The 18256-nt window shown below is 48.3% G+C and carries 2 protein-coding genes; both read left to right on the forward strand.

The window, feature by feature from the left end:
• The first annotated feature begins 1030 nt into the window (after nucleotides 1-1030).
• Nucleotides 1031-17128, forward strand: a complete 16098-nt coding sequence (locus tag ACM0OX_RS09195) for an SDR family NAD(P)-dependent oxidoreductase (protein ID WP_414514614.1) — start codon at nucleotides 1031-1033, stop codon at nucleotides 17126-17128.
• 12 nt (nucleotides 17129-17140) lie between these two features.
• Complete coding sequence (locus tag ACM0OX_RS09200) at nucleotides 17141-18256, forward strand: MupA/Atu3671 family FMN-dependent luciferase-like monooxygenase (protein ID WP_414514615.1); 1116 nt, start codon at nucleotides 17141-17143, stop codon at nucleotides 18254-18256.

Genomic DNA, 18256 nt, shown 5'->3' on the forward strand with positions numbered 1-18256 from the left:
CAGTTATTGTTGATAATAAGGCAAAACTAAGTATCTGTAAACGTAAATTTTATCCCTGGTCAAACCAAGATTTTTTATATAAATGAATTTGTCAAGTCTGAGTGGATTCAGCAGGGAAATCAAGAACCTGACTTCCAAGAAAAAAAGATTACTTTAATACCCGATGATCAAAACACCTCCTAAATTATGACTAAATTACCCCAATCACACCCAAATTCTGTATCAACGAAAAGTTGAATTATTAAATAAAATTACCTTTTTAGCTGTAGTTCAAACAATGCGATTGTTATGATCGCACCCCGTATTACCTCAACCATCCCCGCAATTACCCCAGTAAAAAGTATCGTAATTGTGCAGTCTTGGTCAATAACAAGGTATGTCAAATGGGGTTAATTACACATTTGCTTTGCTGTCAAATTTTTGATCGCAGCTTTTACAGATGAGATATATGAAGTGATTATTCCAGGCGATCGCACCTCTAAAACTAGAATGCGATCGCCTGTGCAATTACGGTATGGTCATCAAAACTAAACCATTACGAATTAAAGAGATACAAAAACCATACCTTGAACTGTAAATTTTACATAGTTTTGAATAATAACGATAATTATTCTCATAATAAGGATTGCTGATATTTAGACCCTGAGATGGACTACTATGAGCAAAAATATAACCAGCAAGTCCTCAAAAATCTCAGGAACAAAGCTCATGCTCTTGGTCTTGAACTTGTGCCAATTTCTCCAGCTACGCCAAATAATCCATCCTCTCAGATCCTTGCTAAATAAGCTTTACGCAAAGGGTTTCTTTAAAGAGCGATAATTACTGCTCAATGGCATTAAAAGCTATAACTCTTGTTCTCCATAACTTAGAGCTTTTCTTAGTGCCATTAAGTACAGAGCAAATTAAATTTAACTATATACAGAATACAGATATGTGAATTTTTCGTGAGGTAATGATAAATTTTTATGTTAGTGTACTTAATATTTTACTTAATATTTATAGTATGAAAAGCTTGTACTGAGTAGACAGTATGACTCGCAACCCAGGTATAAAAATGGTACAACAAAGCCACTTTGAGCTATGGCCAATTTTAAAAAATCACATTCTGTCAATTTTTAATGCTCCGAACTTCAAGGAGCAACCCAGAGTTATTGTTGAACTGGGCTGCGGGAACGGTCTACTGCTACAACAGATATACTTATGGATTCGAGATTATAGTCTTCGCGGTAATGTTCTGGATGAACACGATCTGACACTAGTTGGTATTGAGCAATGCCCAGATTTAATTCGGACTGCAACTCGTAACCTTGGAGATATCCCCGCTGATGTCATTTCAGTGCTTTTGAATCGCCCAGAGCAGATATTGCGTGAACTGGACGGTAGAATAACTGCTAACAAGCAAGATATCTTGTTCGTTCAGTCCGTTTACCATCTCAACGATGAAGAATCTGACTTAAGCGACATCAGGGATGTAACTGAATATAACAGGCAGATGTTGAGCGAGTGGAGCAACGTCGTGGGTCGTCACGGACTCATGATTTGCCAATCTCACCCTGTCTTACTGCAATTGACTAAGGATATCAATTATTTAAGCAACGACTTCAAGAACTTGCCAAACGAAGCGGTTCCCAAAACTAGCGATATCGGTGCTGAATCTTTCCTGATGCTGGCAGCTAATGTTGGGTTATTTCCAGCTAGCCAACTGACATATCCAATTGATACATCGGTCGTGCATTTTCAGAAAGCGGACTATCGCATTCGCCACACTCGCTCATCAGATTTGCCCGCGCTAGTGCAACTGGAAAAGGAATGTTGGTCGATTGAGTTGCAAGCTACATCTACCAACTTGGTCGATCGCCTGAATAATTATCCAGAAGGACAGTTAGTGCTGGAGTTGCCCGATTCTGATAATAATTACAAAGTCGTCGGGGCTATCTACTCACAGCGGATTGAAAGTGCCGAGCAAATTCAAACCATAACCGCAAATCGAGTCTCCGAGTTGCATTCCCAGGACGGTTCTATTGTCCAGTTGCTGGCGGTAAATATTTTTCCCGAAGTTCAGGAGAGGAGACTTGGGGATCAGTTACTGGAGTTTATGCTTCAGCGGTGCAGCGCGATCGATGGTATCGAGTCTGTCGTGGCGGTCACGTTGTGCAAGGAGTTCCATCGCCACGAGTTTTCCTTTGAAGAGTACATAAGGCAGCGCAATGCCCGTGGTAAGCTAATCGATCCAATTTTGAGGTTTCACGAACTACACGGCGCGAACATTGAGTGGATTGTGGAAAATTATCGACCATTGGATCGAAACAATCAGGGGCATGGGGTACTCGTCCGCTATCCAATTCATCAGCGCAGACGCGACGATCGGCGAATTAATGACGCAGCAAAGTGGGATGTTGAACCACAAGTATGGGACACCGAATTGGCTACTGCATTTTTGGAAGCGACGGTTCAGTCCTGTCTGAGTGATGAAAAACGGAGTGGATACAAGTTTCATCGTCCCTTGATGGAGATGGGTCTTAATTCAGTCGATTTGCTGATTCTCAGCGAACAAATCAGCGATCGCTTCGGGCTGAATTTAGACCCAGCCTTCTTCTTCAGCTACACCACGCCCGAAAAGGTGTTGAGGTTTCTGATTGAGAAGCAGACACCCTCGGTAACGCAGAATCAAAATGTCGCGTCCCCATTCGTCGCCCCTACAGATACCTTATTGACAACTACTCCCAAATCTGCAATATCGTGGCGAACCGAAGCAACCGACTCAGACGACGCTGTTGCCATTGTTGGGTTAGCCTGTCGGCTCCCCGGTGGCATTAACAATCCAGAATCGCTGTGGGAACTGCTCAAAAACGGTGGTTCAGTGATTGAGAAACTTCCAGAAGGACGTTGGCAATGGCCTAGGGACATCGACCCAGAAGGCAAGCACCAAGGTATCGATTGGGGTGGTTTTTTATCCCAAATCGATCTGTTTGACGCTGGCTTTTTCCGCATCAGTGCGATCGAAGCTCAGAGCATGGACCCGCAACAGCGAATTCTCATGGAATTAGCTTGGCAAACACTAGAAAACGCTGGCATCACTGCGAACAAAGTTGCTGGCAGCAGTATGGGAGTTTTTGTGGGTGCTAGTGGCTCTGATTACTGTCGGGTAATGGAGCAGGTAGGTATTCCGATAGAAGCCCACGTTGCAACGGGCATGTCGTTGGCGGCACTGGCAAATCGCATCTCTTACTTTTTTGACTTGCGAGGCCCAAGCATCGTCATTGATACGGCCTGTTCCAGTTCGCTGATGGCAGTGCATCAGGCGGTTCAATCTATCCGAGCAGGTGAGTGCTTACAAGCACTTGTGGGCGGCATACATATCATGAGCCATCCGGCTAACAGTATCGCATATTACAAGGCTGGGATGTTGGCGCATGATGGCAAGTGCAAGACATTTGACGATCGCGCAGATGGATACGTTCGCAGTGAAGGGGCTGTGATGTTTCTGCTCAAGCAATTGCATCAGGCAAAAGCAGATGGCGATCTAATTTATGCGACGATCAAGGGGTCAGCCTCAAATCATGGTGGACAGTCCGCCGGCCTCACCGTACCGAATCCGCAACAGCAGGCAGCACTCTTAACCAATGCCTGGAAAGCCTCTGGTGTAGCCCCTAACACCATTAGTTTTATCGAAGCCCACGGAACGGGCACAGCATTAGGAGATCCCATTGAGATCCAGGGAATTCAACAAGCTTTTTCGGAGTGGAGTGAGACTCCCCAAGTCGCGATCTCCTGCGGTCTGGGTTCACTCAAAACCAACCTGGGGCATTTGGAGGCGGCTGCGGGGATAGCAGGTCTGCTGAAAGTCGTGCTATGCCTCCAATATCAAGAACTGCCAGCAAATCAGCATTTCGGACACCTGAACCGTCATATCGATCTATCAGGCAGCCCATTTTATATTGTGGATCGACATCAGAAGTGGGATCGCCCCAACGAATCTATTCCCAGACGGGCTGGTGTAAGTAGTTTCGGCTCTGGAGGTGCAAATGCTCACGTTGTGGTGGAAGAATATGAACTAGGGACTGGGGATTGGGGACTAGGGATTGGGGACTGGGAAGATAAGTCTGTGGATTCAGACCCCAGCCAAATCTTGTTCGCGCAGCGTTCGCACGAGAAGAAATTTCTTGCCGAGTCCCCAGTAAAGAGTACCCAGTCCCCAAGCGGCCAGGATTCCCCAACAAGCTTGGCCGAAGTTGGGGAATCTTGGGCGCTACCTGCTGAAAAGGTGGATGACCGAACTTCTGAACCTTTTCTTTTCGTGCTGTCGGCTCAGAATACTGCACAGCTAAGAGATTCTGTCAAGCAATTTGAGCAGTGGCTCAGTTCGCTCTCTGACGAGCAATGCTCCTTGGCAGAACTGACTCGGTTTCTGCAAAGCCACAGGCAGGCATTCGAGGAACGGCTGGCTGTGGTAGCCGCAAGTCGCGTTGACCTGGTTAATAAGTTGCGTCAATTTCCAGATATAGGCGAATCGGGTTTTCAAGGTAACATCAAGCATCCTAGTCGTGAGGTTAAGACTTTAATTCGGGGGACTCTGGGAGAACAGGTGATTCAAGCAGCGATCGCAGGGCGAGATTGGGAGCAGTTGGCAGCTCTCTGGGTCGCCGGAGTTTCCTTGGACTGGTGTTTGCTGGATGGAAATCAATTGCCGACAACATCCTCCAAACATTGGCGGTTCTCCGTGCCGACCTATCCTTTTGCGAAGAATCGGTTTTGGCTTCCAGGCACAACGTCACTACAAGAGTCGGCTTTGCCAGATGCCAATGCTTCCGTCAAGCCAGAACAGTCTGCTTCTGAGGCGGAACTGTTTACGTTAAAGCTGGTTTGGCAACCAGTAGACATTTCAAGCTGCGAAAAATCTGGCTCGAAGATGCCCGACGGTAAGACGGTGATTATTGGTGGCACCCCTGAGCAAAAGGAGGTTTTGCAAACGTATTTTACCCAATGCGAATTCATGGCGATCGCCACTGATGCAGATATCCACGATCTCATTGAGCAACTCAAGCTGCTGGGGCGGATTGCTCATATTATCTGGGTCGGAGGCAGTAATTCGGCCAGACATGACTTTCCTGAGAATCTTCTGGTTAATCAAGCAAGCGATATTGTACAAGTTTACCGTTTGCTCAAGGCGGCGGCTGTTATTTATGGAAACGAAGGGCTGCAATGGACTGCGATCGCACTACAAAGTCAAGCGGTTTTTTGTGGTGAAGATCCCGATCCCACCCAAGCAGGTATTCATGGATTTATCGGCAGTATAGCCAAAGAATTTCCCCAATGGAAATTTCGGCTGCTGGATATGCCTTCACCCGCAGATACATCATATAAATGGCCAGTGCCAGAAATGTTCGTCCCCTTTGATTCGGATGTGCGATCGCTGGCGTGGCGGGACGGCAAATGGTACAGACCGATTTTGGCAAAGCTATTTTTGTCAGAACCTGGTCGATCGGCCTATCGTGCCGGCGGTGTGTACGTAGTCATCGGTGGTGCCGGAGGTTTGGGCGAGGTATGGAGCCGATATCTGAGCGAAAAATATCGAGCGCAAATAGTTTGGATTGGTCGCAGCCCATTGAATGACACAATTCAGCAAAAACTAGAGGCGATCGCTAACTTGGGGCCAATGCCGAGATATATTTCGGCAGACGCTACAAGTCAGGAGGAACTTCAGCGTGCCTATGAACAAATTAAACATGAGTTCGGCTCGGTGCAGGGTGTTGTTCATGCGGCGGTGGGTCTCTTTGATCGCAGCTTCAAGGACACAGACGAGGCTAGACTTTGTACAGTTTTGTCTGCCAAAGTAGACGTGAGTGTGCGGCTAGCTCAGGTCTTTCACACCGAAGATTTGGATTTTGTTTTATTCTTCTCCTCCATTGAGGCGCTGTCACAAAGCGGCGGACTGAGTGGTTATGCCGCAGGCTGCGCCTTTAAGGATGCCTTTTCCCAGTGCCTCGCCAACCGTTGGAACTGCCCAGTCAAGGTGATTCATTGGGGGCACTGGGCGATCGGCACCGGAGACAGAATCTCCCAGGCATCTAAGACTCGCCTCAAACAACGTGGCATCGGACTTCTAGAGTCTAAAGAGTCGATGCAGGTTTTAGAGTGCCTAGTGAGCAACAATCGCTTGAATCAGCTTGCTTTAATTAAGAGCGTAAGTGTCGAGGCAATCGATTGGTACGACGGGGGCGAATTTGTTGTTAGCTTCGAGGAAGTTGCGCCGTCAGTCATCCACGAGATTCGGCACATTGATGTCGCGCCAAACCAATCGATCGGGCAACTACAGGCGGATAGCATCTTTCAATGCAAACAGATGCAGCCGCTTTTAATCCGCCTGCTGCGAACTAGCCTCAATGCACTTAACCTGCATTCGTCTGCTAGTGTACCCGACTTCTACGCCAAATGGCTGGCAGCTAGTAGGTCAATTCTTGCACAAAACGAAGCGGGGGCTGGACTCGAATCCCAGAACATAGTTTGGCAAGCTTGGAAGGAGGCTAGGGATAACTGGCCAGAAGCCGACAGCAAACAGCGGGCGTTTTCCCTAGTTGAGACTTGCGTTCGGGCGTTGCCAGAAATTCTATCCGGGCAGAAGCGAGGGACAGACAGTCTGTTCCCGAATGGTTCCCTACAGATTGTCGAAGGTATTTATCGTGACAATTCTGTTGCGGATTATTTTAACGAAGTGTTGGCAAAATCGCTACGGTCGGCGATCGAGGCGCGGTTGAGGCACGATCCACGCACAAAGCTGCGGATATTAGAAATTGGCGCGGGAACAGGCGCAACAACAAAAGCCGTGCTGTCCAAATTAGCCGGACTTGAGGATAGCATTAGCGAATACCGCTACACCGATATCTCCAGAGCATTTCTTTTGCACGCCCAAGAGAAGTTCATCCCTGACCATCCCTTTGTTGAAATCGGGATCTTTGACGTTGAACAGCCGTTGGCAGGACAGAAAATTGCAGCCGGTACTTATGACTTTGCGATCGCCACAAACGTGCTGCACGCGACTCGTAACATTCGGCAAACGCTGCGGAATGTCAAGGCTTGTCTGCGGACTAATGGTTTGATTTTGCTCAATGAGCTTTGCGACCAAACGCTGTTCGGTCATCTCACCTTCGGGCTATTGGAGGGATGGTGGCGACATGAAGACCCAGAGTTGCGAATTGACGGGACGCCGCTATTGTCAGTTGAATCTTGGGAGCGAGTCCTGCAAACAGAAGGGTTTCAATCTCCCTGGTTCCCGGTGACGATCGCGCGATCGCTCGGACAACAGGCGATCGTTGCTGAGAGTGATGGACTGGTGCGACAGAATCGCCCGTCAGTTGGTAATGCAACTCGTACTGTTGAAACTGGTTCTGACATCAGCAGTATAGGTGCAATCAACGAATCCGATGATACCAGCCTCCGCCAAAAAGCCACCCGGGTTTTCCAGCAACTAGTAGCCAAAATACTCCGCATGAACCCAGAGCAGATCGAAGCTGATGAGCCGTTCCAGAGTTATGGAATTGATTCCATCCTAGTTGTGCAGATCGCAGGGGCGCTACAAGAAAAATTTGGAGGAATTCATAGCACGTTACTTTTTGAAGTGCAGACTCTCGGTGAACTAGTCAACTACTTCGTTGAGTACCGCCGCTCGGACTTGATCGCGCAGCTGAGTAATAATCGGGAATCCGCCACTACACTAGATCAAAATGCCGCAAGTGAATTGCCGGATGCCGAACCTGCCGCCGCGATCGCTACTAATACTTCCCAAATAGCTGCTCGGTCGAGAAGCAATACCACAGATGCCATCGCCATCATTGGCATGAGCGGTCGCTATCCGATGGCTAAGGATCTGTCCACCTTTTGGGAGCGTCTGAAAGCCGGAACCGACTGTATTTCGGAAATTCCGCGCGATCGCTGGTCTTGGGAAGATCATTTTCATCCTCACGTCGAAGAGGCAGTCGAGCTTGGCAAAAGCTATTGCAAGTGGGGCAGTTTTCTGGATGATGCCAAGGAATTCGACGCCCAATTCTTCGGTATTTCCCCGCACGAAGTGGTAAACATCGATCCCCAGGAGCGAATTTTTATTCAGGCGGCGTGGGAAGCATTGGAGGATGCCGGTCACACCAGACAGATGCTAGAATCCCAATATCAACAGCAAGTCGGCGTATTTGTCGGCGTTACGAGAACCGGATTCGATCTCTACGGGCCTGAACTTTGGAAACAAGGTAAAATCGGACACCCCCACACATCTTTTAGTTCGATCGCCAATCGCTTGTCGTATTTTCTGAATCTTCGCGGGCCCAGTATGCCCATTGATACCATGTGTTCTTCGTCGCTCACAGCAGTGCATGAAGCTTGCCAACACCTTCAAAATGGTTCAGTGCAACTCGCATTTGCTGGCGGTGTTAATCTTTATCTGCATCCATCCAGCTACAACATTCTGTGTGCTAGCAAAATGCTGTCTAAAGATGGTCGTTGCAAGAGTTTCGGCAACCACAGCAATGGTTTTGTTCCTGGCGAAGGTGTGGGGGTGGTATTACTGAAGCCCTTGTCTGTTGCGATCGCCGATCGGGACAACATCTACGCCGTAATTCGCGGCACTCATGTCAATCATGGAGGTAAAACCAACGGTTATACAGTGCCCAATCCCAAAGCACAGGCAGAACTAGTGTTTGAGGCGCTAGAAAAGTCTGGGGTCGATGCCAGAGAGGTGAGCTATATCGAAGCGCATGGAACGGGAACTGAACTTGGCGATCCCATTGAAGTTGCGGGTCTGACTAAGGCGTTTCAACGGTATACTCAAGACACAAGCTTTTGTGCCATCGGCTCTGTTAAATCCAACGTCGGTCATCTGGAGGCGGCGTCTGGAATCGCGGGTTTGACCAAAGCGATCTTGCAACTCAGGCACAAGCAACTCGTTCCCAGTCTGCACGCTGACGAACTTAATCCGAATATCGACTTTCCTCAGACACCGTTTTACGTGCAGCGTCATCTTCAGCATTGGCCGCAATCGATCGTAGAAGTAGATGGAAAAACGAAAACAGTCCCTCGCATCGCTGGCGTGTCGTCCTTTGGGGCTGGCGGTGTCAACGCCCATGTTGTGGTCGAGGAATATGACGAGGAGCCAACCAGCGAGTCCGAAATCGGTGACGCACCAGTATTAATGCTGCTATCTGCGAGAAATAACGGGCGTTTAGCTGCTTATGCCGATAAACTGCATCAGTTTCTAGAAGCAGGGGCGGTGAATCTCCAGAACCTAGCTTATACCTTGCAAGTGGGGCGTGAGGCACTACAGTCACGGATTGCCATAATCGTATACTCGCAATCCGATGCGATCGCCAAACTTGATGCTTTTATTAAAGGTAAATCCGATATTGATGACTGCTATCTAGGGCTAGCTGGTAAAGATAAAGCTACAGTTTTCAAGTGGAATTCTGACCCCGATTTGCTCAAACAAATAACAGCTTGGACTGAAGAGGGCTGTTACGCTCGTCTAGCGGAACTCTGGGTCAAAGGCGTAAATATTGATTGGTCGAGGCTTCGTCGCACATCGACCATTTCCCCCCGGCGAATTTCACTGCCAACCTATTCTTTTGAGAGAAAACGGTATTGGTTGGAACTGGAAGGCAACCAGTCTAGCCAGATTACTCCGCCATTAAATACGCAAGCAGCAAGCGGCAAACAAAGTAGCAAAGCCATTGATTTGAACGACCAACAGCAGACAGTAAATTCACCTAAAACTAGGAAGTTAATTACTTTGGTGGACACTGACAAGGTTCAGCGCGACGGAGTTAATCGCCGGAATCGACAACCGATTCGCCTGAGCGATCCAGCCGAACTGACACCGCAGACCAAAGTAACGCCCTCTTTTCTCAGTCTTTCCCCTAAGCTTCAGGGAATAGTCGAAATTAGGATCGCTGCCGCCGATCGCCCCTTAGATGCTTCCACGCTCAGTACTGAGCTAAGGGATAAGATGCGCGCCTTGAGCGAAGAGGTGCGTGTCTTATTGCTGGTTGACGATCGCGGCTTGTTTTCTGGCAGCACAACTCACGACGATGTGCCAGTCATGCGGGCGTTGATTGGTTTTCTCCTGGAATTAGAATTACCTCTAATTGCGTTACTTAAAAGTGATATTCGCGGATTGGGTTGGAACTTAGCTAGCCTCTGTGATTTCCTCATCTTCCGTGAAACAGGTCAGTTTTGTCACCGAGGTTTGAGCGATCGCGATCGCTCGATAGTTGAGGAGCGATTTGGCAAATCATTCGCGTCTCGATTTTTTGCAGTGCCACATCTGTGTAGCGGACAGGCATTGGTAGAAATGGGTCTGGACTGCCTGGTTGCTGCCGACGAGCGGCTCGACGATCTTGCCTGCGATTTCGCAACTCAAATTTCTCACTCACCGCAGCGATCGCTGATTGAATTGAAAAAACAGCTATCACGTAGCGTCCAAAGCCTAGTGCGTCATGCTTATTTCCCATCTCCAGCCAATAGCAATATTGGGTTGAGCGGCGTGTCGGCAGTTCCATTCTTTACCCACCAGGATTTAAAACGAATGGTGGAGGAAAATGACCAATGGCTTGCCAGTCCGACCTTAGTGGCTACGTATTGCGATGTAGTCCACGTCCATACATTTGGAAACGGCGTTGTGCAGGTTACGCTTGCCGATACAGCCAATAAAAATATGTTCTCCAACGCCTTTAGCGAAGGATTAACTCAAGCATTCGAGCATATTGAAAGTGTGCCCACTTATAAAGTTGTCGTACTCATTGGTTACAACCAATACTTCGCGTGTGGTGGAACAAAAAGCGGCTTACAAGACATATATAACGGCAGGGCGCGATTTACCGACAACGATATTCACAGCTTGCCCCTGCGATGTCATCTACCTGCGATCGCCGCCATGCAGGGTCACGCGATCGGGGGCGGTTGGTCATTAGGGATGTTCTGCGATGTAAACATATTCAGCGAAGAAAGCATCTATCAAACTCCTTATATGCAATACGGCTTTACGCCTGGAGCGGGATCGACGCTGATTTTTCCAGCACGCTTGGGGCAAAACTTAAGTCGTGAAATTCTGTTCGGAGGACGAGAATACAAGGGAGCCGAGTTAAAAGAGCGAGGTATCTCAATGCCTGTGCTTCCTCGTAGCCAAGTTCTTGGTTATGCACTGAAACTGGCTCATCATCTCGCCAAGTTTTCCCAAAACGAGCTTATTCAGCGAAAAAACCAGGCAACCGCAGGGCTAAGGGATTTGTTGGACAAGGTTCACACGCAAGAGTTGGCAATGCACGAGAAGACATTTGTGGGGCAATCCCAAGTGCTGAAAAACATTCACGAACGGTTCGATCGGGGCATTGAACTAGGGATTGAGGATCGGGGACTAGGGACTGGGGATTGGGAAGATAAGTCTGGGGATTCAGACCAGAACCAACTCGTTATCCAGACACTCAGAGAAACGATCGCGGCGGAATTGTTTTTAGAACCCGATGAAATTGACGAAGATGCAAAGTTTGTCGATCTGGGACTAGATTCCATCTCTGCGGTCATGTGGATCAAACGCATCAACGCCAAGTTCAATCTATCTCTCCCCGCCACGAAGGTTTACAGCTATCCAACTCTGCGAGAATTCGCCAACTACGTGCAGCAGTCTAGCAACGTCCTTAATGGTTTCAAGGAGCAGACAACCACTCTCGAAGCAACGATCATTGGCGATCGCGTTGAGAATTATCCGCCTGCTCCGATGCCATTAAACAGAGAATTACCCTCATCGCCATCGATTCTGAATATCCTCACCGAATCTCTGGCGGAAGAACTATTCATGGAAGCAACCGAGATCGACGAAGAGGCGAAGTTCGTTGACATGGGGATGGATTCCATTACTGCGGTTACGTGGATGAGGAAGATAAATCAGTTATTTGGATCTTCGTTGCCAGCAACAGATGTCTACAAATATCCTACACTCAGCGACTTTGCCCGCAACATTGAGCAAACCGTTGCCAGAATGCAGTCCCACAAAGCTGCGGTGGCAATTCCCCCCCAAACAGCGTCCGCTCACCAAAAAAGTGCTGAGTTGAAAGTGCTGAGTGCTGAGTTAGAAATGAGAAAAAATACATCCTTGCTTCAATCCCCTAGTTTTAAGGATGGGGTACGACTGGACACTCAGCACGGACTAAACGCCCCGACATTACTCAGCACTACTGAAATACCAAAGCAGTCTCTGCCTACCCCTGCCGACAGAAATTCTTATAGCAGTGACGCGATCGCTGTTATCGGTATGGCAGGTCGATTTCCGCAAGCGAAAAATTTAGCAGAGTTCTGGGAGAACATCGCCAACGGCAAAAACTGTGTCTCGGAAATAGCAAGCGATCGCTGGAACCTTGCTGATTTCTATGACCCGGATAGGAATGCGGCAAACAAGACATACTGCAAGTCGATGGGTGCGCTGGAGGATATCGATCAGTTCGATCCCCTCTTTTTCCATATTTCCCCACGGGAAGCGGAATTCATGGATCCCCAGCAAAGGCTGTTTCTCCAAACTAGCTGGCAATGCATTGAAGATGCGGGATATAACCCCACATCCTTTGCAGGCAGCAAGTGTGGCGTATTTGTCGGCTGCGAAACGGGAGACTATGGAAAGATTGTGCAGCGATATGAGTTGAACGCTCTCGGATTGCTAGGCTCTTCTGCGGCACTGCTTCCGGCAAGGATCTCCTATTTCCTCAACCTCCAGGGCCCTTGTATGGCGATCGACACAGCCTGCTCTGCATCGCTCGTTGCCATAGCTAACGCCTGCGACAGTCTGCTACTGGGTCACTCCGATGCAGCCTTGGCTGGAGGAGTGTACGTCCTCTCCGGGCCGGAAATGCACATTATGATGAGCAAGGCTGGTATCTTGTCACCCGATGGCAGATGTTTCACCTTCGATCGGCGTGCTAACGGCTTTGTACCGGGCGAAGGTGTGGGCGTCATGTTACTCAAACGCCTTGCTGATGCCGAAAAGGACGGTGATGACATTTGCGGTGTGATTCGAGGCTGGGGGGTGAATCAGGACGGCAAGACCAATGGAATTACAGCCCCTAACGGACAGTCACAGCAACGATTGCAGAAACAGGTCTACGAACGGTTTCAGATTCAGCCAGCAGACATTCAACTGGTTGAGGCGCACGGTACAGGAACGCGACTCGGCGATCCGATTGAGGTAGAAGCGTTATGCGAAACCTTTCGTGAGTTCACCAATAAAGAAAAGTTTTGTGCGATCGGGTCGCTCAAAAGCAACATCGGTCATCTCGCCACCGCCGCAGGGGTGGCTGGGGTAATCAAAGTGTTACTTGCCATCAGGAATAAAAAACTGCCGCCGACAATCAACTATGAATCGTTAAACGAACACATCAATCTTGATAGCTCCCCGTTTTACATCAATACGGAATGTACAGACTGGATTGTCGATGCAGAGCCTCGGCGTGCTGCCATCAACTGTTTTGGCTTTAGCGGCACGAACGCACATATGGTGATTGAGGAATATGTTAATCGGAGCGATCGACATCCAGCTATCACCGATGTTGCACCCGCTCAACCTTATCCGATCCTACTTTCCGCTAAGAACGAACAGCGCCTATGGGAATATGCAGAACAACTGCTAAAACACCTGGAATCACAAACGCAACCTGGCGAACAGCCAACCGCCTTGGGATATCGGCTATGTGACCTTGCATACACATTACAAGTGGGGCGCGAACCGATGGATGCCCGTCTAGGATTTGTTGCTGATACCTTGACTGAAGTCGGGCAGAAACTGCGCCGCTTTCTTGACCGCAGTCTGTCTACTCAGATGAAAAGTTTTGATGGTATCTATTGTGCCTTGGTTGGATCGGATTCCTCGGATTTTATAAAATTTGCTGCTGATGGTGACATTGTGACGATGACTAATTCTTGGTTGTCTCAACGAAAATACTCCAAGGTAATGGAACTATGGCTGCGAGGTGTGGCGATTGAGTGGGCGCAGATTTATCGCACTGGTGTAACAGCGCCAAAGCGGATTCGCCTGCCAACCTATCCATTTGCTAGAGAGCGTTACTGGATTGGCAAAGAGATGGGAGCGATCGCGGATTTATCAGTCAAAAAATCAGAATTTGCCGATCGTCTCGATTCAGCCAGTCAACTTGGGGACTTCCAAGAAATAAATTATCCATCTTGTGGGGTGGGCATCCTGCCCGCCCTGAATATGGGACGGGTGAGGACACCCATCCCACAAGAAAATTTGGGATGTTTTTTTACTTGTCAGTCCCTTGAGTGGACTCCCGAAGCACTTCCAGAGAACATTCCGTGGAGCGATCGCTTTGCTGATTATCAAGACCAAAAAATCGTCATCGTCTACGCCAGCAACGAGGACAAGGAAGGGATCTGTAGTCTTCTGAGAAAAATTGAGGCTTCCGTTGGGCTGGAGCGATCGCTAAACTTGCAATGTCTTAGCTTCGACGCACTCGCCACTATTTCCATTGGGCAACCGTTGAATGTTGTTCTTGCCGTGGAATCTAAAGATGATACCACACGCAACTATTTTGAGATCCTTGGCGAATGGTTAAAATCCCAGCAAGGATTGTTTGATACATATTATCTGACTACCAATACCGAAGGTTTTGCAGATATAGAAAACGATCCGGTGACAGGCGCGATCGCTACATCGCTCTCTAACAATTGTCGAATCATTCGTGTGCAGCAGGGTACATCCTGTGCAGAGAAGTATCAGGTTCTCCTGCGGGAATGGTTGAGCCGCAACCCATTGGATCAACAGCCGAGATTGGAATGGGTACGCTACGATGGGGTCGAACGATTCGTTTGGCGTCGCGCTAAATACCAGCCTGTCGAGTCTGGGGAGAAATCAAAGCGCCTCTATTCGATCCAGAAAAAGTGGAAACAAGGCGCTGTTCAACCGACAAAAGCCTCGTCTTTCCAGGGCGAAATGCTGATTTTAGTAAACGAAGAAACCGCCGATCTGGGGCAACGTTTATTCAGTCAACAACAGGCTGTAATTGTCTATTGTGCAAATAATGACAGTGACCGAAATCGTCAGATATCAGCACAGATACTTGATTTTCGAGATTCCTCCTGCGGATTGGAAAGTGCAAAGACGATCCTTTCCCAACTTCAGCGGATTCGCATCGTTGTCGATCTCAGCGCTCTCTACCAAAGTTCTAAGGATTGCGATCGCGATGCACTGGGAAAAATAGCGTTTTATCAACAGCTGATAGCTGTCAGTTCCGATCTGGACATATTATATGTCACAAAGGGGTTGCAGCATTTCCGCTCAGATACGATTAGTCTTGCCGGAGCGAAACTTGCCGGACTGATTAAGGTACTCAGTGCCGAACACGCATACGTCGCATCTCGACATATCGATATTGATGCAGCGATGCTGCGTAATCCAGGGTTGCTCGAACAGGCACTCACTCAAGAGCTTACCGCTAATCTGGAAGAAACAGAAATTTGTTATCGCCAGCAAGAACGGTTCGTCCCATACCTGGAAGTTGAACTTGCAGAACCAAGGGCGGATTTATCGATTCGTAGCGACGGAGTTTATGTTATCAGTGGAGGAACGGGAGGAATCGGGCTGGAAATAGCTGATTATCTCGTAGCCAAAGGCGCGAGGAAACTTGTCTTGATGGGACTGAACCCGCTACCACCCAAAACAAAATGGGGGGACGAAGGCGAACAATATTCTGAACACCTAAAGGTGAAACTTGGTAAGCTAGCCTCGCTAGATCGCCAGGTTGAGCATTTGAGCATATATACGGGATCGCTAACCGAACCTCAGCAGTTAGCGAACTTCTTTGCTGAAATTCGCGATCGCGTTGGTTCGATCGGCGGTGTGATTCACAGTGCTGGCATCACTTCTGACTTCAAAAAGCCCGCTTTCGTAACCAAAGATTTGGCTGGCATAGCTGCCGTCATCGAACCCAAAATAGCAGGACTCGAAGCACTTGCCACCGTTTTTGCCAACGACACCCTCGACTTCTTCGTAGCCTTCTCTTCATTGACGGGATTAATCCCTCGGTTCGCAAAGGGAAGTTGCGACTACGCCTTGGCAAATGCTTATGTTGACTGGTTCATGGCTTATCAAAATACTCAACTGCATAAACGGGGCTATAAGTCAATTACCTGGGTGGACTGGCACGAAACTGGAATGGCGGCACGGGCACCATCATGTATCTTTAAAGCCATGCAGAACAATCTTGATAAAATTGGCTTGTTTACCCATTCCAACGAAGTCGGTAAGGTCTTATTTGAACTTGCGCTTCAGCAGCAGGAAGCAGCCTGGGTTCTGAATACTGAGCTAGATCCAACCAAGTTTGGTGAGGCTGCTCCCACACTGCTTTTTGCACGCGATCGCTCTGCAAGCAATTCTCAGACCGAGGTTTCAAGCATCCAGTACCAGATCGAGCAGTGGGAATCTCTGGTTCAGAAGCAAGGATTCATTGCCCCAGAATGCGTCACAAATATCATCAGTTTGTCAGAAATCAAAAGGCTCGATCCGCAACTGATTCAACGCATTTACCGTCTGTTGTTTCCCCAAACTGCTGCCAAAGCTCTCGACAACGACAGCCATAAAGCGATCGCCTTCAATGCAAATGACTCCCAACCAAACCAGCCGGACGCACCCACCATCGACATGATTCGAGAGGTTGCCACTCAGGTTCTGAAACTCAAGGGAATCGATGACAACAGGAAGTTTCAAGATTATGGGCTGGATTCCATTTCGGCAACCCAACTCGCAATTCGCCTGGAAAAACGTCTTCAAAAAGAAGTGCCACCCCAGTGGCTCCTTGACTTCCCGACAGTCAAGCTTTTGACCGATTGCTTGCAACGGCAGCCAATGCCCTTGGCAATAGACGGTGAATTGATTGCCAAGGCGATCGAGAAGGCTGTGATGGAAGTATTGAAGATAAGTAGTATTGATTATAACCAGACTTTCCAGAACTACGGATTAGACTCCATTTCGGCAACCCAATTGGCAATTAAGCTTGAGAAGCAGTTGAAGCAGGAGATTCTGCCCCAGTGGCTGATTGACTATCCAACAATTACATTGCTTGCTCGTCACTTAAGTACTCAGGGATAAGTTGTAAAAAGCATGACTACTTCCATCGAAGAACTGCTCGGTTTACAGCCCCCGACTGCAAACCGTAAAAAGGAAAGTAACAACCAAATTTCGTTCAGCTTGCTGTTTTTCTCTGACGTGAGGAAAGATGTGACGGACAAGCAGAAATATGAATTCGTGCGCGACATCACGGTGTTTGGCGATCGCGCAGGGTTTACGGCAATCTACATACCTGAGCGACACTTCTACGAATTTGGTTCTATTTTCGCCAATTCGGCGGTGATGGCATCCTATTTGATTCCGCAGACGACCCGCATCCGGTTTAGAACAGCCGGGATTTCCCTGCCTCTGCACCATCCGGCTGAAATCGTCGAGTGGTGGGCGATGAATGATATATTATCTGATGGACGAGTGGATCTCGGTTTTGGGTCGGGATGGAACAAGCCGGATTTTATTTATGCGCCCACAGAATATGCTGAACGACGCAAGATTTGTAGTGAGTGGATTCCTCTGGTGCAAAAGCTTTGGCGTGGCGAAACTGTCGCCTTTCCCGGCCCGGACGGTGAACTAATACCGATTGTGGTTTATCCACGTCCCCTGCAAAAGGAACTGAACGTCTGGCTGCTGGTCACAAAGAATGATGACGGGTTTCTGTACGCAGGTCGTCAAGGTTACAACGTTTTCACCATGCTCTACGGAAATAACTTTCAAGCCATGCGAGAAAAGATCGCATTATATCGTCAGGGACGGGAGGAAGGGGGTCACGATCCCAAGAAAGGCATAGTGACTCTAATGCTACATACGTTGGTTCACGAAAGCCGTGACTTGGTGCATAAGGTTGTTGAATTACCCTTTAAGGCGTATATCAAAAGTTCTCTAGACGCGCACGTACAAGCACTGGATGATAATGAAGGTGTCTCAGCGAAAGAGAAGGCCAAAATACTCGATTACGCATATCAACGGTATGTTAAAACAGCAGCTATTTTCGGCACCGTGGACGACGGCAGGAAAGTCATTGATGAAGCGATCGCCATCGGTGTTAACGAGATCGCCTGCTTGGTTGATTTTGGCGTGGATTACTCTTTGGTAAAGGAGTCCTTCTGCTACCTGGAACAATTGACTTCGCACTATTTGCCATATACTAAATAA

This window comes from Nostoc sp. PCC 9305, from assembly GCF_963920915.1.
GTDB lineage: Bacteria > Cyanobacteriota > Cyanobacteriia > Cyanobacteriales > Nostocaceae > Nostoc.